At 39.7% G+C, this 25,157-nt stretch carries 23 protein-coding genes; 17 read left to right on the forward strand and 6 right to left on the reverse strand.

Annotated elements, in window-relative coordinates; translation table 25 throughout:
• Position 1 precedes the first annotated feature (1 nt).
• The 7 genes from PHY14_03645 (at position 2) to PHY14_03675 (ending at position 5,915) form a co-directional block, all read left to right on the forward strand.
• Positions 2-688, forward strand: a complete 687-nt coding sequence (locus PHY14_03645; GenBank protein MDD2694001.1) for a DUF58 domain-containing protein — start codon at positions 2-4, stop codon at positions 686-688.
• Entirely contained in the window at positions 681-1,784 is a 1,104-nt protein-coding gene (gene dprA, locus PHY14_03650; protein ID MDD2694002.1) for a DNA-processing protein DprA, read from the forward strand. Before PHY14_03645 ends, dprA begins: the two co-directional genes overlap by 8 nt.
• A 65-nt stretch (positions 1,785-1,849) precedes the next feature.
• Positions 1,850-2,332, forward strand: coding sequence for an NUDIX hydrolase (locus tag PHY14_03655; GenBank protein ID MDD2694003.1), 483 nt, complete (start codon positions 1,850-1,852; stop codon positions 2,330-2,332).
• 5 nt (positions 2,333-2,337) lie between these two features.
• Complete coding sequence (locus PHY14_03660) at positions 2,338-3,399, forward strand: UDP-N-acetylglucosamine--N-acetylmuramyl-(pentapeptide) pyrophosphoryl-undecaprenol N-acetylglucosamine transferase (GenBank protein MDD2694004.1); 1,062 nt, start codon at positions 2,338-2,340, stop codon at positions 3,397-3,399.
• Positions 3,392-5,167: an ABC transporter ATP-binding protein gene (locus PHY14_03665; GenBank protein ID MDD2694005.1), complete on the forward strand. Its 1,776-nt coding sequence runs from the start codon at positions 3,392-3,394 to the stop codon at positions 5,165-5,167. Before PHY14_03660 ends, PHY14_03665 begins: the two co-directional genes overlap by 8 nt.
• A gap of 12 nt (positions 5,168-5,179) precedes the next feature.
• A complete protein-coding gene (locus tag PHY14_03670; protein ID MDD2694006.1) occupies positions 5,180-5,602 on the forward strand; it encodes an NUDIX hydrolase in 423 nt (140 codons plus the stop codon).
• Positions 5,589-5,915: a TfoX/Sxy family protein gene (locus PHY14_03675; protein MDD2694007.1), complete on the forward strand. Its 327-nt coding sequence runs from the start codon at positions 5,589-5,591 to the stop codon at positions 5,913-5,915. The genes PHY14_03670 and PHY14_03675 overlap by 14 nt, the downstream gene beginning before the upstream one ends.
• On the opposite strand, the gene PHY14_03680 is transcribed toward PHY14_03675, so the two are convergent.
• The 5 genes from PHY14_03680 to PHY14_03700 form a co-directional block, all read right to left on the reverse strand.
• Positions 5,912-7,231, reverse strand: a complete 1,320-nt coding sequence (locus PHY14_03680; GenBank protein ID MDD2694008.1) for a deoxyribodipyrimidine photo-lyase — start codon at positions 7,229-7,231, stop codon at positions 5,912-5,914. The genes PHY14_03675 and PHY14_03680 overlap by 4 nt on opposite strands.
• 41 nt (positions 7,232-7,272) lie before the next feature.
• Complete coding sequence (locus PHY14_03685; protein MDD2694009.1) at positions 7,273-7,746, reverse strand: peptidylprolyl isomerase; 474 nt, start codon at positions 7,744-7,746, stop codon at positions 7,273-7,275.
• A 332-nt stretch (positions 7,747-8,078) separates the two neighbouring features.
• Positions 8,079-8,378: a YbaB/EbfC family nucleoid-associated protein gene (locus PHY14_03690; protein ID MDD2694010.1), complete on the reverse strand. Its 300-nt coding sequence runs from the start codon at positions 8,376-8,378 to the stop codon at positions 8,079-8,081.
• A 65-nt stretch (positions 8,379-8,443) separates the two neighbouring features.
• Complete coding sequence (locus PHY14_03695) at positions 8,444-9,151, reverse strand: tryptophan-rich sensory protein (GenBank protein ID MDD2694011.1); 708 nt, start codon at positions 9,149-9,151, stop codon at positions 8,444-8,446.
• 27 nt (positions 9,152-9,178) lie between these two features.
• Entirely contained in the window at positions 9,179-10,672 is a 1,494-nt protein-coding gene (locus PHY14_03700) for a MiaB/RimO family radical SAM methylthiotransferase (protein MDD2694012.1), read from the reverse strand.
• 226 nt (positions 10,673-10,898) lie between these two features.
• On the opposite strand from PHY14_03700, the gene ftsA reads away from it, so the two are divergent.
• Together ftsA and ftsZ are read left to right on the forward strand one after the other, a co-directional pair.
• Positions 10,899-12,137, forward strand: coding sequence for a cell division protein FtsA (gene ftsA / locus PHY14_03705; protein ID MDD2694013.1), 1,239 nt, complete (start codon positions 10,899-10,901; stop codon positions 12,135-12,137).
• 36 nt (positions 12,138-12,173) lie between these two features.
• The gene (gene ftsZ, locus PHY14_03710; GenBank protein MDD2694014.1) at positions 12,174-13,484 is read left to right on the forward strand and encodes a cell division protein FtsZ; all 1,311 of its coding nucleotides are present in this window, start codon (positions 12,174-12,176) and stop codon (positions 13,482-13,484) included.
• Positions 13,485-13,559: 75 nt separating this feature from the next.
• Here ftsZ and PHY14_03715 read toward each other — a convergent pair whose 3' ends face one another.
• Positions 13,560-13,988, reverse strand: coding sequence for a hypothetical protein (locus PHY14_03715; GenBank protein ID MDD2694015.1), 429 nt, complete (start codon positions 13,986-13,988; stop codon positions 13,560-13,562).
• A gap of 156 nt (positions 13,989-14,144) precedes the next feature.
• Between PHY14_03715 and PHY14_03720 the strand changes: the two genes are divergently transcribed.
• The 8 genes from PHY14_03720 to PHY14_03755 all read left to right on the forward strand — a co-directional run bounded on the left by PHY14_03720 (position 14,145) and on the right by PHY14_03755 (position 25,153).
• Positions 14,145-16,454 carry an exonuclease domain-containing protein gene (locus tag PHY14_03720; protein MDD2694016.1) on the forward strand — a complete coding sequence of 770 codons (2,310 nt, stop codon included), beginning with the start codon at positions 14,145-14,147 and terminating at the stop codon, positions 16,452-16,454.
• Between the two features lie 232 nt (positions 16,455-16,686).
• Positions 16,687-19,434 (forward strand): preprotein translocase subunit SecA, encoded by a 2,748-nt coding sequence (gene secA / locus PHY14_03725; GenBank protein MDD2694017.1) that lies wholly within the window; start codon positions 16,687-16,689, stop codon positions 19,432-19,434.
• A 35-nt stretch (positions 19,435-19,469) separates the two neighbouring features.
• Entirely contained in the window at positions 19,470-20,288 is an 819-nt protein-coding gene (gene lepB / locus PHY14_03730) for a signal peptidase I (GenBank protein ID MDD2694018.1), read from the forward strand.
• Positions 20,289-20,362: 74 nt separating this feature from the next.
• Complete coding sequence (gene truB / locus PHY14_03735; GenBank protein MDD2694019.1) at positions 20,363-21,223, forward strand: tRNA pseudouridine(55) synthase TruB; 861 nt, start codon at positions 20,363-20,365, stop codon at positions 21,221-21,223.
• 120 nt (positions 21,224-21,343) lie between these two features.
• A complete protein-coding gene (locus tag PHY14_03740) occupies positions 21,344-21,769 on the forward strand; it encodes a hypothetical protein (GenBank protein ID MDD2694020.1) in 426 nt (141 codons plus the stop codon).
• Positions 21,770-21,826: 57 nt separating this feature from the next.
• Positions 21,827-22,993, forward strand: a complete 1,167-nt coding sequence (locus PHY14_03745) for an AI-2E family transporter (protein MDD2694021.1) — start codon at positions 21,827-21,829, stop codon at positions 22,991-22,993.
• 136 nt (positions 22,994-23,129) lie between these two features.
• Positions 23,130-24,002: a hypothetical protein gene (locus PHY14_03750; protein MDD2694022.1), complete on the forward strand. Its 873-nt coding sequence runs from the start codon at positions 23,130-23,132 to the stop codon at positions 24,000-24,002.
• 14 nt (positions 24,003-24,016) lie between these two features.
• Positions 24,017-25,153, forward strand: a complete 1,137-nt coding sequence (locus tag PHY14_03755; protein MDD2694023.1) for a hypothetical protein — start codon at positions 24,017-24,019, stop codon at positions 25,151-25,153.
• Positions 25,154-25,157 lie beyond the last annotated feature (4 nt).

The following is a 25,157-nucleotide window of genomic DNA, read 5'->3' on the forward strand; positions in this document are numbered from 1 at the left end:
TATGAAGCATCTCATCTATTTTCGCTCCGCCCAAGAGTGAACACACATGAATGAAGTTGGCTCTCGCCGAATCCGCGGGCAATCCAGTGAGATTCGATGAATCCGATGATATAGCATCGGAGATGATCCGCGCGATATTGCCTGGAAAAAATGAACAGGAACAGAAAATCTCTACACCAAAGAACGAGAATCTTCTCTCCATCCGAAAGTCTATCTTATTTCCCTTCTCGATGAGAAATATTCAGATTTCTCAACACAAGAAAATTCTCAGACAAAACAAGATTTTCTCACACGAATGCGAGAAGAAATACAGGAAAGTGCTCAGGTATTACGATTCCCATTTTTAGAACTTTCTCCAGAAAATGATTCTCTCACAGAAATGAGAATCGAAAAAAGCATTATCTTGATTCTCGGTGATATCGATAGTATTCATGGCATAGAAAAATTCTCTCATGTATCGAGAAACAATGATGTTATTTTTCTTTTTCTTCTGCACCCAGAAGAGCTTTCTCCGAGTCATATTTTCGAGTCAAAAAAAGTAAAATCTTCATACCGCGAGGCACTCGAAAAACTTCAAGCTGAAACAGAAAAACAGGCAAGAAATCATAATATAGAATTCCTCCCTTGCACCACTGAAGATATGCCATCGCTTTTGTTGAATAATTTTTTCAAATACCGATATGTATAATGCTCAGAAATTGGCGCTCGTATGCCTTCTCCAATCTGGATTCACTCACAATGATCTGAAGAATCTCTTCCTCGAAGAATGAGAGAATACTCCAGAACTCGTCTGGGAATGAGTGAAAAATGAAGATATATCAGCTGATATTCCTGAGGAGAGAAAAAAGAAAATCCTCGAAAAATCGAAGAAAGTAAAAGTAGAAGAAATCGATGAAATTCTCATAAAAAGAGATATCCAAATCATTGATATGCACGATGCGGAATACCCAGATCGTCTCAAAACTATTGGACATGCCCCATTTTTTCTCTTTGTACGAGGAACTCTCCGTTCCGATATGCCGCTCATCGGCATTGTCGGATCACGAAAGAGTACGAACTATGCCGAACGGATTCTCGAAAAAATCATCCCAGATACTATACTTGCCAGGGTATGAGTGATTAGTGGATGAGCGACTGGTGTAGATAGTATGGCACATCATATCACGCTCGAGAATAACGGTTATACGATTGCTGTTTTTGGTACAGGAATTGATCGTTGTTATCCTGCAGGAAACAAGACTCTCTTCGAGAAGATTCTCTCTCATTGAGGCGCACTGATTTCGCATTTTCCACTCGGAACAGGACCAGAAGTATACAACTTCCCTATCCGCAATGAGATCGTCGCGGCACTCTCGAGTGGTATCCTGATTCCTGAAGCGGCACTCTCGAGTGGCACACTCATCACAGCACAACTCGCACTCGAGCACGGACGTGATGTATTCGCTGTTCCTGGAGATATCGACCGCGCAACCAGTGAGGGTTCCAATATGCTCATCGCGACAGGACAAGCGAAATGTGTCCGCTGTTCTGGAGATATTCTGGAAGAATATTTCGACCTCAAGAGTATCGGTGCCGGTATAACCCCAATCGTGAAGACACCACCGACATTCGAGAACGAGACGGAGAAAATCCTCTATGAAGCAATCGAAAATGGAAATGATTCGGTCGACCTCCTTCTCGCTCATACACAGATCCCAATGAGTGATATTCTCGTGAATCTCGCTATGCTCGAGATACGATGACATATCACACTGAGCCAGATGGGACGATATGAGATAGTCTAATATCTTCTCGCTTTTTTCTCATTTTTCGATATGATTCGAGAGATTTTATTCCTCACTTTCATATCATGTTATTCCCTGCTGTTGTCCGTGCTTTTATATTCAATCCTGAAGGTCAGATTCTCCTCACGCAACACCAGGAAAATACTCCATGGGTTCTTCCAGGTGGCCACGTCGAGAAAGATGAGTCGCTCCATGATGCTATGTTGCGAGAAGTTCGAGAAGAATTCAATATTGCAGCCCGATTTTTCGAAATCGATGATACAGAAATCCTCCACCACAAAGGAAAGAAACTCAACCACCATCCACTCCCCGTTGCCATCTATGACCTTGAGTACAAGAATGCGGAAGGAAAGGATAAATCCAGAACCGAATATATTTTTCTCATGGAAACAGATGATACTATCAATTCAACTCAAGTTGAGGAAATCCATGACTATAAATGGTTCGAAGTCGAAGATATCCTCTCCATGAAGCCGAATATCGAAGGATATGATTTCATGATAGAGATGCTCGAGAAAATCGTTGGAGATGAAGATGATGAAGAATAGAAACTATGCACCAAAAACTCTCAGAAACATTCGCGCAATACAATAAAATCATCCTCGTTGGATGAGGAACGGGTGGACATATCCAGCCGATTCTTTCGATTGCTCAGGAACTTGGGGGTCATGAGATTCTCTGGATCGGAGGAAAAGATTCGAATGAAGAAAAACAAGCAAAAGAAAATAAAACTCCTTTCGTATCGATTCCAACACTGAAGCTCGCAACTACAAAATCACCAAAAATATTACTCTACCCTTTTGTGCTTCTTCAAGGGATACTGGAAGCAAGAAAGATACTGAAGAAAGAGATTCTCGCTTCACAAGAATGACAAATAAATAATTCCAATCCACCAATCCACCAATCCACCAATCCACCACTTTGTATTTTCTCAAAAGGTGGACCTGGTTCTGTTGCTATTGGAATTGCTGCATGGACGCTCGGAATTCCTCTCTATATTCATGAATCTGATACGATTCCTGGTCGATCGAACGAGCTTCTCGGAAAAATAGCAACGAAAATTTTTCTCGGATTCGAAAGCGCGAAACAATACTTCGATACAAAGAAATGTGAAGTGGTCGGACAAATATTGGATCCTATATTCTCGAAGCAACCCACCAACTGACCAACTGACCAACCGACTATTTCTTGGAAGACCGATAAGAAACACATCCTTGTCATCTGTGGAAGCCAAGGTGCAAGATCGATTTTCGAGGCGATTCTTGAGCAATTCTCAGATGAGAATCCATATGAATGGATTATTTCTCTCGGAAAACTCAATGGCAGTATGAAATCCGATTTTGGAAATATTCAAAATATCCAAGCGCTCGAATGGATAGATCAAAAAGATATTGCTTCGCTTCTCGACAATACGGATATAGCCATCACCCGCTGAAGTGCAACGACACTTGCAGAGATTGATATATTTGGTGTCAGAAAAATCATCATCCCACTTCCCTCTGCAGCGAAGAATCATCAATATTGGAACGCTCGCGAATACGAGCAAAAATGAGATATCCTTCTCGAACAAAAAAACCTCACTTTCCTTTCTGAAACACTCAAAAATCATGTCTAAAAAAGAATCTTCGAAAATCAGCATATTCATCGAAATGACGAATCATCTCCAGAAACTCAAAAAAGACTGGAAGGTGCTTGGTTTTATGCTCATACTCCTCGTCGCATCCATCTCGAGCGAACCGTATTTTTATCGATGGCTCATCGGCAGTCTCGAACAACAGAAATGATTGAAGGATCTTTTTATTATTATCGGCATCTGGACGTGTGTGGGGATTTTTACAATATTCATCCGATATGCTTATGGGATGCGAATTCTGAATAAGGCTATGGAAGACTGGGGAATCTTTCTTATGCGTATCATGAAGAAGATGCACGGGCTTCCGATAGAATATCATCGCAATATCCAAGCGGGAGAAAAACAGAAAATCGTCGATCGTTCTGCAGAAGCAGTCTGGTCAGTCGCAGACAATCTCATCCTTGCGGTTCTACCACAGATTCTTGTATTTATCACACTTCTTATTTCTGGACTCGTCATCGATCCGTTTTTCACGCTTATTTGTCTTCTTTTTCTACCAGTCGGAATTCTCGGTGTTTTCTATTTCGGTCGTCAGGCTCATAGCAACCAGCGTATTGCGAACAAGAAATGGGATCGTATGTATGATCGGCTTGTAGATAGCATTATCAATCTTCCCGTTATCCGGATTTTTGCACGCAATGAGACAGAATACCATATCATGCAGGAACGGCTCGATGCTGGGAATCAAGCACAGATGTCCGTCCGAAAAAACTGGAGCCAATTCAATGCGTTCGGAAGATTTTTCACGATCCTTGCGAAACTTATCACTATCTCTGGTGGTGGAATTCTGATGTACATGGGAAAAACTGATTATGCGACTTTTTTCTTCTTCATCTCATTCACGGATCGCATCTATTCTCCGATAATGGAAATCTTCCAAGTGATTCAATGAAGCATGCGTGATATAGCCTACTATGAGAAAGCAAAGGAAGTGTTCGAGATGGAGAGCGAGAAAGATACTGGCACACGGATTCTCCAAAAGATAGAGAAAAGTGTAACCTTCCAGAATCTCTTTTTTTCCTATCCTTCCAATGATCGTGAAGTACTTTCAGATATTGATTTCGAGATCAAAAAATGACAACGCATCGCGCTCGTCGGACATACTGGAAGTGGAAAATCCACGATCATCCAGCTCCTCATGCGTTTCTATGAGCCAAGCAAAGGAAAGATTCTCATCGATGGAACGGATATTTATGATTTCTCACTCGAGAGTTATCGTCAGAAGTTCGCTGCCGTGTTCCAGGATACAACACTCTTCAATGAAACTATCCGACACAATCTCGAATACGTGCGCGATGGCATCACGGAGAAAGAGCTCGAAAAAGCAGCACGCCAAGCGAATATCTTGGAATTCATCGAATCTCTCCCAGAAAAATGGGAAACCCAAGTCGGTGAACGCGGACTCAAACTCTCTGGAGGGGAGAAACAACGTATCGCTATCGCTCGTGCGATTCTCGCCAATCCTGAGATCCTCATCCTCGATGAAGCAACCAGTGCACTCGATACCAAGACGGAGAAGCTCGTACAATGAGCTTTCGACAACCTCATGGAAGGCCGCACCAGTATCATCATAGCACATCGACTCTCGACGATCATGAATGCGGATATCATCTATCTCATGGAAAAGGGTCGCATCCTCGCGAAATGAACCCATGCAGAACTCTATAAAATCTCTCCAGAATACCGTGAGATGGTCGATCTCCAGCATGATGGAATCGTCGGAGAAGAAGATGAGGAAAATAATTCTTAGTACAAAAATATCATGGAACACAGTATCCCTCCTTGCTTTTACCGCATTTCTATAAAAGCACTCATTCTCAATGAGGAAAAGAAGTTCCTCCTCTCCAAGGAAAAGAACTGAATCTGGGATCTTCCTGGAGGATGACTGGATGAATGAGAAGATATATCAACTTGTTTGAAACGAGAATTACTTGAAGAAATGTGATTAGAAATTATTCAACATGAATCTCAACCCTGTTATTTCCTTAAATTTACAGGAAAGAGTTGAAAAGAAAAAGTGAATGCACTCTATGTAACTTCTGTAAAAGACCTCAATTTTATACCATCTGATGAATGTATAGAAATCGGATTTTATGACATTGAGGAAGCGAAGAGTCTCGAAACATATCCAAATGTGCAAGAATTTCTGAGTCTCTATAATCCGAACAATCATGGCAACCGATAAATCCACTCTCGAATACTTTCTCGAACTTCTCTCCGATATTCCTGATCTTCATGCGAAAGCAATGTTCGGGGAATATGGGATATATTCCTGAGAAAAAATGTTTGCACTTGCCTGTGACAATACCCTTTTCTTCAAGACTTTTCCAGAAACTGTAGGACTCTTCGAAGATACCGAGACAAAAGCCTATCCATGAAGTAAAAATACCGCGCCAATGAATGCTGACTGGATAGAAAATCGAGAAGAACTCACGAAAGTAGCACTTCTCACCATATCATTCGCACCGATCCCAAAGGCTAAAAAGAGAAAGTGTTAGACTCACTTATATCGTTCTCGTGCTTCCCTCGCACTCTCTTTTTGATCAATAATAGGAGGACAGTATCTTCCCTTCAGATTCAATGTATGAATATCTTTCGGAGTGACTCATTCAAGCTCTGGGAGATATCTTTTTATGAATTTCGCCTCTGGATCAAATTTCTCTGACTGCAAAAGAGGATTGAATATCCGCACTGGTTTCGGATCTGCACCAACCGATGCGCTCCACTGCCAGTTCCCAATATTCACCGCCTCATCATAATCGATGAGATATTTTTTGAACCATTTTTCCCCGATTCTCCAGTCTATACCGAGATTTTTCGTGAGAAATGATGCGACAACCATACGAAGTCGATTATGCATCCAATTCGTCTCGATAAGCTGTCTGATAGCGGCATCCACAAGGGGATATCCTGTCTTTCCAGCTTCGAATTGTTGCCATTCATAACTCGATGTATCATTTTCCCAGATGATATTTCTCTTCCGCTCCTGGAATTCGAGGTCATATGTCCATGGAAAATAATACGCAATATGATACCAGAATTCTCTCCAGATAATCTCAGATAATAACACGGGATTGTCACATACTTTGCTATATATCTCACGAATAGAAAATACCCCAAACCGTATATATGGAGAGAATTGAGTCGAACCATCTATCGATGGAATATTTCGCGTTTCCTCATAGGAAGAAAAATCCTTTTCTATGCGAGTTAATCAGAATGACATACCCCAATATGGATGATGCGGAATAGTTATAACCTCAGATATCTCCTTTCTCTCGGATGGTATGAACCACTTTGTACCACCTCACTGGAATTCTTTGATACCGAGTCTCTCTGGATGGGCAAGAAGGAATTTCTTCCACAACATCGAATACGGAGTGAATACTTTCCTCTGTTCGCATTCTTGAGGCTCTACCAGCAGAAAATCCTGAAAACTGTAAAAAACTACATTTTTCTGATCACAAATAGAAAGAATATTATCATCTCGTATCTTTCCACGAGGAGAATACGAAGTATTCGTATAGATAGCATTGATCGAATACCGTGCAATCAGTTCAGACACAATTTCTTCTGGTTTCCCAGAATATACTGTCACCCTCCCTCAGAATTTTTGAAGCTCCTGATCTATATATTCCAGTGCCTCACGGATGAATCCAAATCGAGAATCACTCCTTCAGAAATCCTCTATAGCTCGAATATCATGAATAAATATAGGAAATACCTCTTCTGAATTCTGCATGGCTGCAAGAAGAGCCGTATTATCTCTCGTACGAATATCCTGACGGAATATGAAGAGTGAACGCTTGTGCATAGGCATATAATATCCAAAAACAAAAAGTCCTCAATGGACTTTTATAAGAGAACAGTTGCTTTTTCGATTTTCGCTTCCATTTTTGGTCGATCATTCCCATCGACAGGAAGTCGTTCGATCTCATCCACCACATCCATCCCCTCGACCACTTGTCCGAAGATACTATGTTTCCCATCGAGAAAACTCGCATCCTCAGTCGTGACGATGAAGAACTGAGAACCATTCGTGTTACGACCAGCGTTCGCCATAGAAATCACACCACGTTTGTGAGTGAGATTGCGGTCAAATTCATCTTCGAAGGCACGATGCCAGAGGGATTTCCCACCACGACCTGTTCCTGTCGGATCCCCACCTTGGATCATGAAGTCACGAATCACACGATGAAAAATAATTCCATCGTAGTATCCTTGTTTTGCAAGCCCGATGAAGTTCTCCACCGCCTTTGGTGCTGACTGTGGAAAGAGTTCGATAGTGATATCTCCGAAGTTTGTGGAGAGAAGGATTTTTGGGTTCATAAGAAAAATATGTATTAATTAAGTTATTGCTTCTTTATTTTGTTGAATTTCTAGATTTTCTCATCGAGAATTTCCGTAAAAAATCGAAACTGCTTGAGCGACAGCGAGTTTTTCGATTTTAGGAAATCGAGATAAAAGAAAATCAGAAATGAGACAACGAAAGAAGGACTTTTGGTACTTTTGGTTACAAAAGTACAGATAGCAGAGGGAAAATAATCAAAAACAAGAAATTCGAGGAAGAAAAGTTTTTTCGATAGGAGTTTACTGATTTTGTAAATGACTGAGAAAATAATTTTTCTGACAATGAGGTTCGAAGTTTTTCAGTATTTCTATTACATTCCAGGAATGTTCAATCCCATCTGACCCATAACCCCACGCATTCGATCTGCAGCGATTTCTTGAGCCTTTTTCATACCCTTATTGATGGCTTCAGTGATTGCTTTTTCGAGTTTTGCTTTATCCTTGAGGATAGACTCATCTTCGATAACTGTAGATACAACCTTGAGCTGACCATCTATAGTCACAACCACACCATCCACTTCTGCTTCGATGTGAGTATTAGAGAGCTCTTCTTGAATCTTCTGAGCTTGTTGTTGGAGCTTCATGAGCTCTTGTGCTTGTTTGAAATCCATATGAAAATATTAGGTTTTAGGATGACGGAATCTTAGGGAAAAAATAAAAAAAAGCAATTTCTCTATTATTTTTTCCAGAATGAATAGAGTATACTCATACATATGAGACTGCTCCAAAAAGCCAGAATCACTTCAAGATTCGGATGAGCTATCCAGATACCATAAGCAGCCCAAAAAAAAACGAAAGAAATAATATACGCACGATACCGGAACTGATAATAAAACACAAAAAGAGAAATAGAACTCAATGCTCCAATAGTCCAATATTTCTCTGGAATACTATTGCCGATAAATCCAATAGAAATAAGCCAAATAGTCATATTCGCAAGTACTGCAATATTGATCCAACCAAACGTCAGTTCAATACTCCACTTCAATATTGGATGACTTTTTCGCGAAGACAAAAACACATCCATCATCAGTCCGAAAATCATCAATAAAATCATACACGCAATCCCCACCATGTTGAATCCCCATGGAATCAACCAGACGGCACTGAGAAAAATAGCAAATGCATACTTCGAAAGAATACGTTCCTCGGAAGAATTGCTCGCTTGAGCGAAGAACGCGAAATATATTCATACAAGAATCCATGATGCATATATCACTGACCAAATAGCAAATGTGATTCCAGCAGGCGTGATCTGAGTCGGATGCATCGCAGAAATATCTGCTTGTGTCATGCCTCAGATGAGATATGGAGAACCCGGAACACTCACCAAAGTACTGAATCCAATCACCAAGAGAGATGTGATAAGCAGAATATATTTCATACAAGAAAAATAATAGAAAACTAAAAGCTATTGAAGTACTTCTCCTCTGAGTGCCCATCCATCAAGTCGATCGATTTTCACTTTTACAATGTCGCCAACCTTTATCTCTCATCGTTCATCTCTCATCGTTCATCTCTCTATATACACTTCCTTCCAGTTCCGCGTCCGTCCGACGAGCATATCATCTTTTGCAGTTCCAGATATCAGGATATCTTCTTCTCGACCGACCATGAGGAGATTCCTCTCTCGCACAGTCTCACGGAGAATATCATTGAGAATATTCCATCTGCGAGCCTTCTCTGCTGGCGATATATCATCTGCATATTTATCAGTTGCGATGGTTCCAGAACGTGGAGAATAGCGCGCGATAAATGCGAAATCAAACTGACATTCTCGCATCGCCGTTGCAGTTGCCTGGAATTCTTCCTCAGTCTCTCATGGAAATCCGACAATAATATCCGTCGAGATGGAGAAAAGTGAATCACGACCTCGAAGATATTCTACCTGCGCCTTGAAATCAGCATAGGTATGCTTACGGTTCATTCGACGAAGCATCGTATCGGAACCAGATTGGAGCGCAAAATGGAGATAATTGCACATTTTCGGAAGTTCGAAGTGAGCATCGAGAATATCCTTCGTCATATCATGTGGATTCGACGAAGTGAAGCGAATACGATCGAGTCCATCGATAGTATTTATTTCTTCAAGCAGTTCACGGAATGGTGTTTTCACATCCTTGTTCGTCCATGTGAGTTCATCAGGATTCCAGAGCTTCGCCTTTGTCTCTTTTCCATAGCTATTCACATTCTGCCCGAGCAGTGTGATTTCTCGACTTCCGCCCTGCACTACCTCCCGAATCTCTGTGATAATGTCTTCTTGTGCACGACTCACTTCCCTTCCGCGTGTATGGGGCACGATACAATACGTACAGAAGTTATCACATCCCGTCTGGATGATGATATTCGCACTCGCAGGGTTCTCCTGAAGCTGTCTGACGGCGAGATATTCATTGAACTTCGCATCATTTCCGATATCTTCACTCGTTATGAGCGAGAGAATCTTGGTGAGAAATGATACTTCCTCAATACGAAATGTAAAATCTATAGAATCTGAACGGAGAAAGAGTTCATCATCATAATTCGTCAGTGAATCTGATGACTCAAGGAGTGTAATATGCTTTGTTCCATGCCGTTTATACTGTTCATCATTCATCGTTCATCGTTTATTCACCAGGTATCGCTTCGCCATTCCCGTCTTTCGTACCATACAACCCGTGATACCAAAAAGAACCTCCATTCCTGTCTTATGAGTCTTGTGATATCGTTCAATCTCGTGCATAAATCCAAAAACGCGATCTTCTCCCTTTTGACGGACAGAACACGTATTCATGATAACAATATCCGCCTTCACAGGATCAATCACCTTGCGCAATCCAGCAGACATAAGGATCATATTGATTTTCTCGCTATCAGCATAGTTCATCTGACACCCGAAGGTTTTGATGTGAAAGGTTTTGAGCATAAAAAGTTTTTGACATCGAAGTAGAGGCGAGTGTATCGAAAAACGTTATTTTGTAAACCTCGCATGAGTACAAAATGTGTATACGGGAGTAAAAAGAATAGCATTGTAAAATCAACTTGGGAACATATAATATGTCTAACAAATTCACACACAAATACACATATTCGCTTCAGGAATAGCATTCCTAAGAGTAAAGATTTTATACACCTAATTTTCTCTACAATATATGGTATCTGGAGAACAACTCGTAGCCATAGATATAGGCAGCTCGAAAATAAAAGCCGTGATAGGCGAATGGAATGATGAAAAGAAACTCCGAATCCTTGGTGTTGGTATTGCGGAATCCCGCGGTATCCGCAAAGGAAATATCCTCGATATGGAGGAATTCAAGAATAATCTCGATATCGCCCTTGGTGATGCTGAGAAAATGACAGGAGAACAAGTTTCTCATATCTGTCTCGGTGTTTCTGGTGTTCATATCGATATCACTCGTCGTTCTGGTATTGTCGCTGTCGCAGGACTCGACGTCACAGAAGATGACGTAAATCGTGCACTCGATATGAGTCAGAATGGTGTCGACCTCATGAATCGTAGTGTACTGAAGGTTATACCTGAGAGCTTTTCTCTCGATCTCGAGAGTGGTATCAAGAATCCTGTCGGAATGAGTGGAAAAAAACTCGAAGTTCGCAGTCATATTATTTCTATGGGAGCGAATATTCTCTCGAATATCAAGAAGTGAGTATTCGATGTTGGTGTAGAGATTATGGATATTTATCCGAATATTCTCGCAGTTGGCGAAGCAATGCTTTCTCGTCGTCAGAAAGAACTCGGTGCTGTGGCTATCGATATTGGTTCAAGTGCTACCAATATTGCCGTCTATGAAGAAGGTGCACTTATATATGCGGCCGTTGTACCTATCGGTGGTGAACATGTGACGAGTGATCTTGCTCTCGGACTTCGCATTTCTATCGATACTGCTGAACGTCTGAAGCTCGAATATGGAGATCTCAACTTCGGTGAAGGCATGAAGCCAGACTACGATGAAGAAATTGATCTCTCGAAACTCTCATCCATAGATACTACAACTGTATCTCGTCGATTCATGAATGATATCATCCGTGCACGATATGAGGAAATCTTCCATCATGTCATCATGGAACTCAAGCAAGTTGGTCGCGATGGAATGCTTCCTGAGGGTGCTGTTCTCACTGGAGGAGCTGCAAAAATGCGTGGGCTCGTGGATCTTGCTCGTGATTATCTCAGACTTCCGGCATGTATCGGCGTTCCGGAAGAAATCGACGGAGTCAGTGGAACATCTATCAGCGATCCAATCTATACCGCTGTTGTGGGCACATTGCTTCTCGCTCAGAAATACGGAGCAGCACGAAAACAATTCAAAATCAATTTTTCGTTTGGAAGTGCACTCACCTCACTGAAAAATCTTTTCAAAAAAATTATTCCATAAAAGCTCAAAATCTATAATCCCTAATCATTCCTTTCTATGTCTACTTCTTCCACTTCAAGTGAAGATCGTCTCAAGAAACTTCTTCGAACCAATATGAATCCTACTCCTACTCCCACTCCAACTCCTCAGACACATGTTGAAGTAAATGTTGGCTATATTTCTCCTGTTGCAAATATCAAGGTTGTTGGTATTGGCGGTGGTGGAAACAATGCCGTCAATCGTATGATTGATTCTGGTATTGAAGGTATCGAGTTTATCGCTGTCAATACTGATGCTCAGGCACTTTTCACATCGAAAGCTCCAACTCGCATCAATATCGGTCGAGCAACCACTCGTGGACTTGGTGCTGGTGCCAATCCTGATACAGGAAAAAAAGCTGCAGAAGAATCAAGCGAAGAAATCAAACAAGCACTCACTGGTGCTGACATGGTATTCATCACTTGTGGACTGGGTGGTGGAACTGGTACTGGTGCTGCGCCTATCGTAGCCGAGATTGCGAAATCTCTTGGCGCACTCGTTGTGGGTGTTGTGACTAAGCCATTCGCATTCGAAGGTCAACGTCGTAGTGCTCAGGCATTCGAAGGATTCGAGACACTCAAGGAAAAAGTAGATACACTTATCACGATTCCGAACGATAAGATTCTTTCTATCATCGACAAAAAAACTCCACTTCTCGAAGCATTCCATGTTGCTGATGAGATTCTCAAGCAAGGTGTACAAGGTGTTTCTGACCTCATTACCCATCCTGGACTCATCAATGTCGACTTCGCTGATGTACGTTCTGTCATGGAAAATGCTGGTTCTGCTCTCATGGGAATCGGATATGGAAGCGGTGAGAATCGTTCTATTGAGGCGGCTCGATCTGCTATCGAGTCTCCACTTCTCGAGCTCTCTATCAATGGTGCAAAGGGACTCCTCCTCAACATCACTGGTGGTACAGACCTTTCTATGTTCGAAGTGGACGAAGCATCCCGTCTCATCACAGAAGCATGTGACCCAAATGCAAATATCATCTTCGGTACTTCTATCGATGAGCAATACACAGGTGAAATCAAGATTACTGTGATTGCAACAGGATTCTCAGAAGAAACCAATGCACAACTCGGAAGCATGAATCGTGGTGGATTCGGACAATCTGGAATCTTCGGAAAGGCTCCAGCTCAATCACAACCAAATCGTACAGAACCATCATTTGGTGCAGCTCGACCTATTGGCGGAGGACAGACTTCGCTCATGGGAAACAACAATCATGGCAATAACTCTCATACTCCTCAGCAAGCCCAAGCTCCAGTACCAGAAAATGACTACGATGTTCCAGCATTTCTCAGAAATAAACTTCAGAAGTAATAGATAATCCCTCTCACATCTTGAGAGGGATTTTTTACTCATAGTTGTTCAAGACTTTCCTAAGTTAGATAAAAACTATTTCATTTCACCTTCTGAAGTCTGTTCTTGAATTATCCTATTTATAGTGTTCCATAAGTCACCAAGTCAATCGACTTTATCTAAATAACTATATACTCTCTGGTTTTGATTCGCACTCTCTGGAGGATTTGCAGTCAAAACAAGAATGACTATATCATGAAATTTCGTACCTAAAATTTCCACAGCTTTGTCAGCATTCCATTGTGCTCGTTCTCAAATCTGAGTTGGAAAATTACCGTCAAGTATTGCAATATCAATGTGTTTATCTCGTATTGCTTCTTGCATAGCATGCAATGTACTTACAGAAACAAGTGTAGATCATTGAGGCATTCTACGTGGGAAAAACATCTGAACTGGCTCTAACCAATCGCGCTCATCATCTTCGACATGTAATACCCTGACAGCCTTTCAAATAGTCTCTGACATAGTAAGATTAAGAATAAAGAATAAGTGCTTATGATTTTAATTGAGAGAGAGAATGTCAATTTTATTTTATAAATATAAGTATTGTCAACTCACACTTCCCATATAGCTCGACTTTCTTCATTTTTTCGATAGAGTATTTCGCATAATACACCTTCTATGATTTTTGTTGCACTCGATCTCGAAACCACATGACTCGACCCAAAAACAGATACGATTATCGAGATTGCTGCTATTCGTTTTGAACTCGAAAAGAGGGATGGAAAATTCCTCATCATCAATAGTGAAGAGCGAACCATGCTCATCGACCCTGATCGAGAGCTCAAGGAAGAAGTCACTATGATCACAGGAATCACGAGAGAGATGCTCGAATGACGTGAAAAATGGGGATCCGTCCGAGAACGTGTACGAAATTTTATTGGTGATGCAATTATCGTCGGACATAATGTTCTTTTCGATATAGCCATGCTCAAAACACATGGAATCGATATATCGAGAAATATTACAATTGATACTTTTGAACTCTCTGAGATATTTTCCCAAGATGTCGAAAGTCTCAATCTCCTCTTCCTTGCAACTCATTATGGAATACCTATAGAATGAGAACACCGCGCACTCGATGATACCAGACTATCAGTATGACTTTTCATACATTATTTGGAATCCATATTGACGATGGGTGAAGAAGGGAAAAAAATATTCTCGTTCTTTCTAGGGAAAGATTCACACAAAATCATAGAAACTCTGGTTCAGCTTTGTGAAATCGAGAATATTTCATGATATTGCATTGATAATCCCTCACAGATTTCTGAAAAAATAACTAGTAATACTTTTCATACTAGTAAAATTCCGGTCATGGAATATAGAAACTTATCTGGAAATATAGATGAAGAACTCGAGCTAATCAAAAAAACAAAGGAGGAATACGGAAAAATCCTTCTGGTAACGAATGGAAAAAAACAAAGCCTATTCTGGAAAGAGAAACTCAATACAGCTGGATATAAAGCGGAACTGATCATCGAAACAAAGAGATATTGTTCGTTGAATACACTAGAATCTTTCATACAAAAATCCCTCCTCCAGAGAAAAGAGTTGATATTTTGTATCAAAATGCTCTTCTGGCTCCAAAATACAAAAACAGGGCTTCTCGATGAACTCAAATACTACGGAGAAGAACGCGAATGGATAGAATTTTTTCGACTAGATGAATCCGAGTATTCACACTTCCAGAAGAAACAAAAAGAGAATGCGCTCACAGCCGATATTCTCATCGGAGATCCTTGGATAGAAGAACTCCAGAAAAAACCATTTTTCTGAGAAAAATCTTGTACCATCGTGCGTGATATTATCGAATTGGAAGACACATTCAGGAAATCTGGAAGCCGAAGGATTTCCTTTCTCGAGATAGAAAATGATATTGCATACTTGTATGGAAACTGAATTTTATCAGAAAATCTCAGAGAGAGAACACGGATGAGTATGGCATACTTCCAGTATCTCATCGAGAATCTCCAGGAACGTCCAGAATGACCTTCACCTATTCCTCCTGGAGATTATGGAGAGACCTATTATTTCGATCAAGAAGATCTCTGGAATCATGGAAATAAATGGATACTCCTGTTCATGAATAACCTTCGAGATGTATTTTCTCAAGAAGCAATTCTCAGCAAGAAGCTCACTGGAATCGACAAAAAGATACTCCAACGACTCCTCAGAAATATCCGAACAATACAAGAAATAACACATTTCCAAAATACAAATCTCTGAATGATTGTTTCTATTCTGGAGAATAATACTATTCTCACTATTATTCCTCGAGATACTTCTCCCATCATAGAAAATTTTCTCAATATCCAATCTGGAGAAAAAATTATTCTCACTGGATATGGAATCTGATGACCAATCGTACAATCATTTCTCCGGAATGAATGCCATATTCACTGGAAAAATAGTGAAGAAAGAAAGGGGGAATATCTACTACAAGTTACCACAAATCATTTCTCGATTATAGAAAAATCTTTGGCTACTGTTATTTTATCAACCAGCAATAAACACCTCCGCTCTCTCTCAAAAGATATTCAAAAACGTTATCCTGAAATAAAAGTATTTACCCAATGAATCTCTGGTGGAAAATGAAAAATACTATCAATGTATGAAAAGTATGACTGAAAAAAAACACTTATTGGTCTTATTGATAGCTGGATTGATGAATCGAGTATTTGGGAAAAATCTGATAGCATAGTCCTCGCTAAAATGCCATTCGATCCACCCAGTGATCCGTATTATCTTGCTCGAACCATTGGCATGAAGAATAATTTCGAGGAATATGGCTGTCCTCTTGCAATTGCAAAAATAAATACTCTTGTGGGAAGAATACGCAACGTGAATGAAGATGCTCCGATATATTGTCTCGATGAGCGACTCACAGAAACCACATGGTGACAAAAACTCTACAAAGAAATACTATAAAATACTCATTTTCGATAGATTTATCGATATATATCATGACTCATATTATTTTTTTGTAAATATATTCATCGGTTTTTCGCGGTGGAAGATTTGAAAAGCAGGAACTTTCTTATATAATTGCGCAGATTTCAGAAAAGAAGATACAAAATAAATTCTATATCTTCTCGATAATATCATTCAGAGTGGATTATTTTTTCATTCGTGTAACTTACTTATATTTTTCCCAATACATATGTTTTCCCTCATTACCAAAATATTCGGCGATCCATCAGAGAAAAAACTAAAGAAATACGCGAAAGATCTGGAAAAAATCAAAAAAATAGAAGAACGCCTTCTCGGTGAGATAAAAACAATTGAGGAAGTACAAGCAAAAACTCATGCATTTCAATCACTTTTTGAAGGACTCGATATCGAAAAGGAAGATGATAGACCGAAAATCCGTGAAATTCTGGAATCCATAAAATACGAAGCTATAGCACTTCATAGACGCGCTTGTGCACTCATTTATGGGAAGGAATTCGATTTCGGGAATGAAAAAAGAATCACATGGAACATGATTCCGTATGATGTTCAGATTATTGGTGCTCTTGCCCTTCACGAAGGAAATATCGCAGAAATGCGAACTGGTGAAGGAAAAACACTCGTGGCTACCATTGCAGCCTATCTCAATGCTCTTATTGGTACCCCGATTCATATCGTCACAGTGAATGATTATCTCGCACGTCGTGATGCTATGGAAATGTCTATTATCTATGGTGCTCTTGGTCTCACAACTGGAGTTATTACTCACAACCAGAGTTTTGATGAGAAAAAGAATGCCTATAATGCGAATATCGTATATGCAACGAACAATGAGCTCGGATTCGACTACCTGAGAGACAATATGGCTATCAACAAGGAGCGTCGAGTAATGGGAAAAAAATGGTTCGCTATTGTCGATGAAGTGGACTCCATTCTCATTGATGAAGCTCGAACACCGCTCATTATTTCTGCACCAGATGCAGAACCAACCACCAAATATGTCCGATTTGCAGCTCTTGCCCGTTCTCTGGTGCATGAGAAAGATTATAAAATCGATGAAAAACAAAAAACCGCTACTCTTACAGAAGATGGAATCAAGAAAGTAGAAAGTTTTCTCGGTGTGGACAATATTTATGTGAGTCAGCATTTCAATGATATACACCATGTAGAGAATGCTCTAAAAGCTGGAGCCGTATACCAGAAAGACATTGATTATCTCGTGCGGAATGATGAAATTCTCATTATTGATGAGCACACTGGACGTGTACTTCCTGGTCGTAGATATTCTGATGGTCTTCATCAGGCGATCGAAGCAAAAGAGAATGTCACTATCCAACAAGAGTCAAAGACACTTGCGAGTGTAACTTTCCAGAATTATTTTCGTCTCTATCCGAAACTCTCAGGAATGACAGGAACAGCAAAAACAGAAGAAGAAGAGTTCTATAAGATTTATCATCTGGAAGTTATCACTATCCCAACCAATAAACCGATCAAGCGTGTAGATCGTGGGGATTTGCTTTTCAAAAGTGAGAAAGGAAAATATACATACGTCGTGAAGCTTATCAAAGCGCTTCATGAAAAAGGTCAACCAATTCTCGTAGGAACTGTCTCTGTAGCCAAAAGTGAATATCTTTCTGCTCTGCTCCAGAAAGAAGGAATTCCTCATGAAGTCCTCAATGCAAAACAAGATTCACGAGAAGCAGAAATCATCGGTGCAGCTGGGCAATACGGCGCTGTCACCATTGCTACCAATATGGCAGGACGTGGAACTGATATCAAAATCGATGATCGTGTCCGAACACTCATAGGAACCGTCAAGATTGAAGGTGCTGCAGGTATCCAAGAGTATCCACTCGGTGGACTCTATGTTATCGGTACAGAAAAACATGAAACACGTCGCATCGACAATCAGCTCAGAGGACGTTCGGGTCGCCAAGGTGATCCTGGTCTTTCACAGTTCATGCTTTCTCCACAGGATGATATCATGCGTATTTTTGGTGGGAATAAACTTTTTGCGATTCTGGCAAGTTTCGAATCTCATCCTGAAGGAGATCCACTGATCGAGAGCAATATGCTCATGAAAAATATCATGACTATTCAGAAACAAGTGGAGGGTCGAAATTTCGATATTCGAAAACATATTCTCGAATATGATGATGTTCTCAATCATCACCGTCTTGCGATATATAACCGAAGAAACAAGATTCTCGAAGGAGTCGATATTCATGGTGAGATTCTCAATATGCTCGAGACTGAAGTTGCTCGCATCATCAGTATAGCTCAATGAGAAGAGAAAGAAGTGAGTATAGAGAGTCTCACGAGAGTTGTCGAGTGACTCAATGCTTTTTCTGAATCAGAAGGACTAGTTACTGACGATTTTGCGAATACGAAAAACTACGAAGAAGTAACTGAACGCGCATATTCCCTTCTATCAGGAAAGATAGAAAGCCTCCGAAATACAGGAACAGAAGAAGAATTTGCGGAATTCGAACGCAGACTGACACTCGCTGCTATTGATGAACTGTGGATGAATCATATCGACAGTATGGCACACCTTCGGGAAGAAGTAGCTTTTGAAGGATATGCCCAGAAAAATCCTCTTATTATCTACAAAGAAAGAGCCTACGATAAATTCGTGGCCCTCATAGAAACTATCGGACTTCGCGTAACGAAGTGACTCCTTACAGCAAGACCAAAGGAAGCAATAGAAGAGGTAAACCTCGAAGAAACACTTCTCTCAAAATATGCAGAGTCTGGTGAGGCAACGTTCGATAATCATGCCTCATCAACAGCAAGTCGCCTCTGACATTCAGAATACAATGGAGGCGAAGAGATGGAATGAGTCAAAGTTATCCAAGCAAATAACGAAAAACGAAATGAATATGTCTGAGTATGACGTAACGATCTATGTCCGTGTGGAAGCGGAAAGAAGTACAAACAATGTCACGGAAAACAATAAACAGAACCCCTCTTTTATATTCTAAAAAATAATTCATGTCTGACACTCAAGAAATATTCGAAACAACAGAGTTCGATGAAGGAAACAAAACCGTCAAAGAAGTTATTTCTTTCTTCCGAGATCTTATCATTATTCTTCTCGTTGTGCTTTTCATTCGAATGTTTATTGTCACTCCATTTCGAATCAATGGAAGCTCTATGGAAACAAATTATCATGACAAAGAATATATCCTTGTCGATAAGCTCTCCTATCTCAATCTTCCTGTTACCTATAATACAACTGGAAGTGGGGAGAACATGTGGACCAAGATAGAAAAAACGCTACTCTGAAATCTTCCCGTTCATGTATGAGATCCGGATCGTGGTGATGTGGTTGTAATTACTCCTCATATTGATAAAGAACGTGAATATTATATCAAGCGTGTTATTGCCCTTCCTGGAGACACTATCAAATTCGAAGATGGAAATGTTTTTATTAGGAAGGCAAATAGTGGTTCTGGTGATTTTGTAGAGCTTGATGAGACCTATCTTTCCTCTTCGAATAAAGGCAATACCCGTCTCCCTGACTCTGTAGAACAAAATATATTCACAATTCCTGAAGGATACTACTGGGTGATGGGAGACAATCGCAATAACTCTGCCGATTCTCGTCAGTGTTTCCAGAACTGTTATGGAAACAGTGAAACTGCACATTTTATCGGACGAAAAGATATAGTAGGAAAAGTATTACTCAACTTTTGATACTTTAATATTTTCAATACAGGATGACTTCTTCGTGACGGGAAATTCACATGGACACATCCACCACGATTCCTGAATCATCCCCGCACAGCAACGTATCCAGAACTCAACTAAACAACTCACTCTTCAAAAATTCAAGATTTCTCTCGTAGAATATCTTGAATTTTTACTATTTAATAATGTTTCTCATGTTTTATCTCATTGATAAACCAATTCAGATGACGAGTTTCGATGTGATACGAAAACTCCGAAAAATCCTGAATATCAAGAAAATCGGACATTCTGGAACGCTCGATCCACTCGCGACTGGTTGTCTTCTCATTGCTACGGGAAATAGTACAAAACTGATTCCAGAACTCGAGAATACATATAAACGCTATACTTTTCGTGTACGTCTCGATGGAAAAACAGATTCACTCGATCTCGGAACAGAAGTTATTCCAATGGATACCAAAAATATCCAAGAAAAAACCGCAGAAGAACTAAAAATATTTCTCGAAAATCAAAAAACGCAAATTCCTCCAAAATACAGTGCACTGCATGTTCATGGAAAACGTGCCTATGATCTGGTGCGACAAGGAATCGAATTCGAGATACAAGAAAGAAATATACATATAAAGGATGTGAAAATACTTGATTTTTCTCTTCCGGATACCATTTCTATCAGTCTGACTATATCTTCTGGAGGATATATCAGGTCCCTTGCTCCCACTATTAGTTCGTTTTTCGGACTCGAGAGCGGTTATATCAGTGAACTCCGGCGAACCCATATTTTTCTGGATAGAGGACATTATCTGGAGGAATCGATGTGTACCGATATCGAAAACCCGACGCCCATTCCTTACGATATTCTTTTTCCACATATACCAACTATTTCGATAGAAGAACCGGTCTACCTCGATCTGAAAAATGGAAAAGAAATTTTCCTTCAAAATAAGCACTCAGCTCTTGCTTGAGGAATGAAAGTATTTCTCAAGTATTGAGATATTTTCCTTTCTCTTTGCCTTTTTGATGGAGAAAAATTCACGGTTCTTCGGAATAATGTCTAATCTTCACGGAAAATTTACATTGGAGATTTGCTTTTCTGAATATTGCGAGTACTCTTCAGCCCAATGAAACGATTTCTTCTTTCCATCATTTTCTTTTTCTCCTTATTTTCTAGCATATTGATGCCTAGAAATAGTCTTTTTGCAGCCCAAGAAAATGAAGAAGTAACCAATGAGGTAACGACAGGAAGTGGAGAAGATATACTCGAAAAAAGTGCATCAGGCAGTATCACACCACAAGAAGATTCTCACATTATCACACCCGAGGAAGAGGAGCAAGTAAAGAAAGATCTCAATGAATATATCATCGAGTCATACAAAATTCAAGGGACAAAAATTCTCAAAGAACTCGATGCACAGCTCCAGAAGAGTTTACCTGAGGAGAGTGAAAGGAAGGAAGCCTACAAGAAAATACTAACATCACTTGAGTTACGAGAAAAACGTCTGGAAAAGATGAAAGTCAGTGAAACAAAAAAAGCGATTCTCAAAGAATTTCTCGAACATATGATATATATTCTCGAAAAGAAGGTGGAAAGTCTCCAAAAATAAAACTCTTGTTTGCAATACAGGAGTTTTATTTATAATGGCTCCATAATTTTGTATTCTATGCACCACGATCTATCCATCTGGATCAAGAAAATCCTTATTCTTATTTTCATAGTCTTCGGATTTTATATTCTATATATTCTCTCCCCTATCATTCTCATAATAGGAATTGCAGGATTCATTACTATTCTCGTGAATCCGCTAGTAGAAAAATGGGAGAAGTATCATATTCATGCAGGAGTGACAGTCATTATTGTATATATTATCATATTGCTTCTTGGAAGTATTGTGATTGGAACGCTTATACCGATTATTATTGACTATCTCACAGATACAGTGACTCTGGTGATCAATTGGGTGAACCAAGCTCAAGAGGTATATATGCGAGAAGGAATTACTGGATTTCACTTCAATGCATATATTGAGAAAATAATTCTTTTTATTCTGGGAGAAAATAATATCGAACATACTCTCGATATAATCAAACAAAATGCGGGAAATATCCAATCTATCCTCACCAATCAAATATCATCTCTCACAAGTGGCGGAATATCAATAGTCAGTGCCGTCGGGGGTGTTGTCACGAATTGGATTCTGATAGGGATTACCACATTTCTCATGGTACTCGAACGAAAAACTATTGGAAACTTTATCATAGAAATTGCCCCTGATCGCATCGATACATACCTCAGGAATCATTACCGATCGATTCAACAAGTGTGTACATCATGGATTCGAGCCACACTGATTCTCTCATTGAGTATATTTGTTACAACGTACATTGGACTTCTTTTGGTAAAATGGATTTTTGGTTTTGATACATGAAGTACCTTCACATTGGCACTTATTGGCGGAATCATGGAATTCATTCCATATATCTGACCACTGATTGCACTCATTCCTGCTGCTATTATTGGACTCTGAACTTCTTGGAAGGCAGCATTTGTCATTATTATCCTCTATATCATCATCCAACAACTCGAGAATAATGTTTTTGTTCCTTATGTTATGAGCAAAGCGCTCGATCTTTCTCCATTTCTCGTTTTTATTGTTATGCTTGCAGGGGCTTCTCTTGGGGGAATTGCTGGTATTATTCTCGCTATCCCAATCACTGGAGTCGTTCATGTGATGTATAGCGACTACAAAAATAGAAATCAGAGTATTCACGAAGTATCTACAGAGACTACGAAAAAAGGCAATATAAAAAGAAAGGTGGAGAAACATTAGGAGACATTTATCAGGAAAACTATTGTTTTTTATATTACAAGAGAGAATTATTATACTTCAATAGAAAAATTGTGGACAAATTTGCAAGAATAAGACGAAAGTGTTATTCTACAAGAAGTATTATTTTATTCTTTTTATGGTAAACAACACTCAAGAATCTGCTTCATGACAGGAATCTACTACTCCATGAACGGATGATAACACTTTTCTCACGAAGAAAGCAGATACCTCGGTATATAGTGACTTCTTCCAGGAAACAAGTGACGGGAAAATCAGTGTCGGAAAAAAGGCGGAAAAGTCGGGCCTCGAAACGGTCACAACTGTTCTTTCGTATGTTTTACCGATTGCTATTGTAGCGGTGATTTTGGGTTCGCTTCATGTTTTCTTGCGTTCTCAAGAGACTGGCTCATTCGCGACAAAATATCCATTCCTATGCCCGTATATGAGCTATGGTGTAAACCTTGATACTGAAACTCGAGGATGCAGTACAATCACGACCATTGGAAATATCTACGCCGAGAAGCAAAAACAACTTCAGGAAGACATTCTCAAAAAACTCAATGAATACATTCCCATTAAGATTACCCGAAATCTCATGGCGAATTCCAAGGAGAAACTTTTTGTGATAGATATGCATGACAAGAAAGTACGGGTCGACACAATTATGAATCAATTTCAAAATGTCATGAATACATCACAATATATGGTGAATAACATCCAATGTACTGGTATAAGTATTGATGCTGATGGTGTACTCACTACACAGTGTACTATCGATGGAAAAGATATTGGTGCAGACAATACCAACGGAGGGCTCGGATCATCCCGTATAGAAGCTCTTGATTTTATCGAGGCATTGAATGATACTACAAAGAGTCATTTTATTCTTCTCAATCCTCCAACAACGCTCAGTTCTGATAAAATCAACGAAACGGAAGGAAATAAAATCTTCAGTACACGAACAACTCTTCCTATTCAGGTACGATATGTACCATTTGATGAAAAATAATAACTTTTTTCTTTATGCTTACGAATTCCCAAAAAGAACATCTCACCTATACGGCTATCGGACAAGTTACAATTCTTTTTGTGCTTGGAATATGGACTTATTCATATATCGTTTCTGGTATTGATAAGATCAATGCTGCTACTGAAGTAACAAATGCAAATATTGATACGTATCAAAATACGGAAGCAAACGGATTGACACTCACTGATCTTGACACTATTATCGGGAAAAGAACTGAATATACTGAGCTCCTCAAGATTATGAAATCAGATGTGGATGGAACAAAAGAGGTTCTCAAGAAAAGTCCTGCTGCGCAAAATAACACATATCTTGAATGGCTCAAAGACGCCATGGGAAATGATGTAACGCAAGATGAGAAAAAAGTTATCAACCAATACAAGAAAAAACTTAACAGTATCCTTCCAACACTCAGTCCTGTATCAGGAACTATTGAAGAAGACAATATAACTCTAAAAGAATACGTCCAATTTATTGAAACAAAGATTCTCAAAAAATTCAATCTGGAAAGTAACCTTATCCTTTGAATGCAAGGAATTACGATCGGAAAAGAAGGCACAGAAATACCAGAAAATATTGGAACATTTGATCTCCAAATATCTTTCAAGGCAAAAAATAAAGATATTACGGATTTTATCCAATTCCTGAATATTACAGGTAATCCTGAGCTTCTCACAAGTACAGGTGTCATGACGGAAAAAGATATTCCTGGTGTCATGACAAATCCTCTGATTACAATCGTGAATTTTGGACTCCAAGATCCTGTAGAAGATCAACCAACAGACAAAGAAAATTCTGGACGTGTCACTCTGCGATTCTATGTACGTGGTGTTTCTGCAACTGATATGATTGCTCTCGAAGAAAATATCAAAGCACGTGAAAAAGTGTTGAGTGAATCTCTCACTCAGAATATAGAAGAATGTACAAAACAATGATCTTTGTGTGGAGATACGAAAACAGCACTCAGTACCCTTTCTCAGAAATTCCAAGAGTACAAAAATGGAACAAGCGGTATAGTTTCATCACCTACTGCAGATGCAGCAAGTCAAGTATATATGCTCGCTCAGAGAGCCAATACACTCCGATCTCTGGAAGATGAATTCGAAAAAATCGTTGTGTTCACCAAGAAATAATAAA

This window comes from Candidatus Gracilibacteria bacterium, assembly GCA_028687475.1.
Lineage (GTDB): Bacteria > Patescibacteriota > Gracilibacteria > BD1-5 > UBA2023 > STC-74.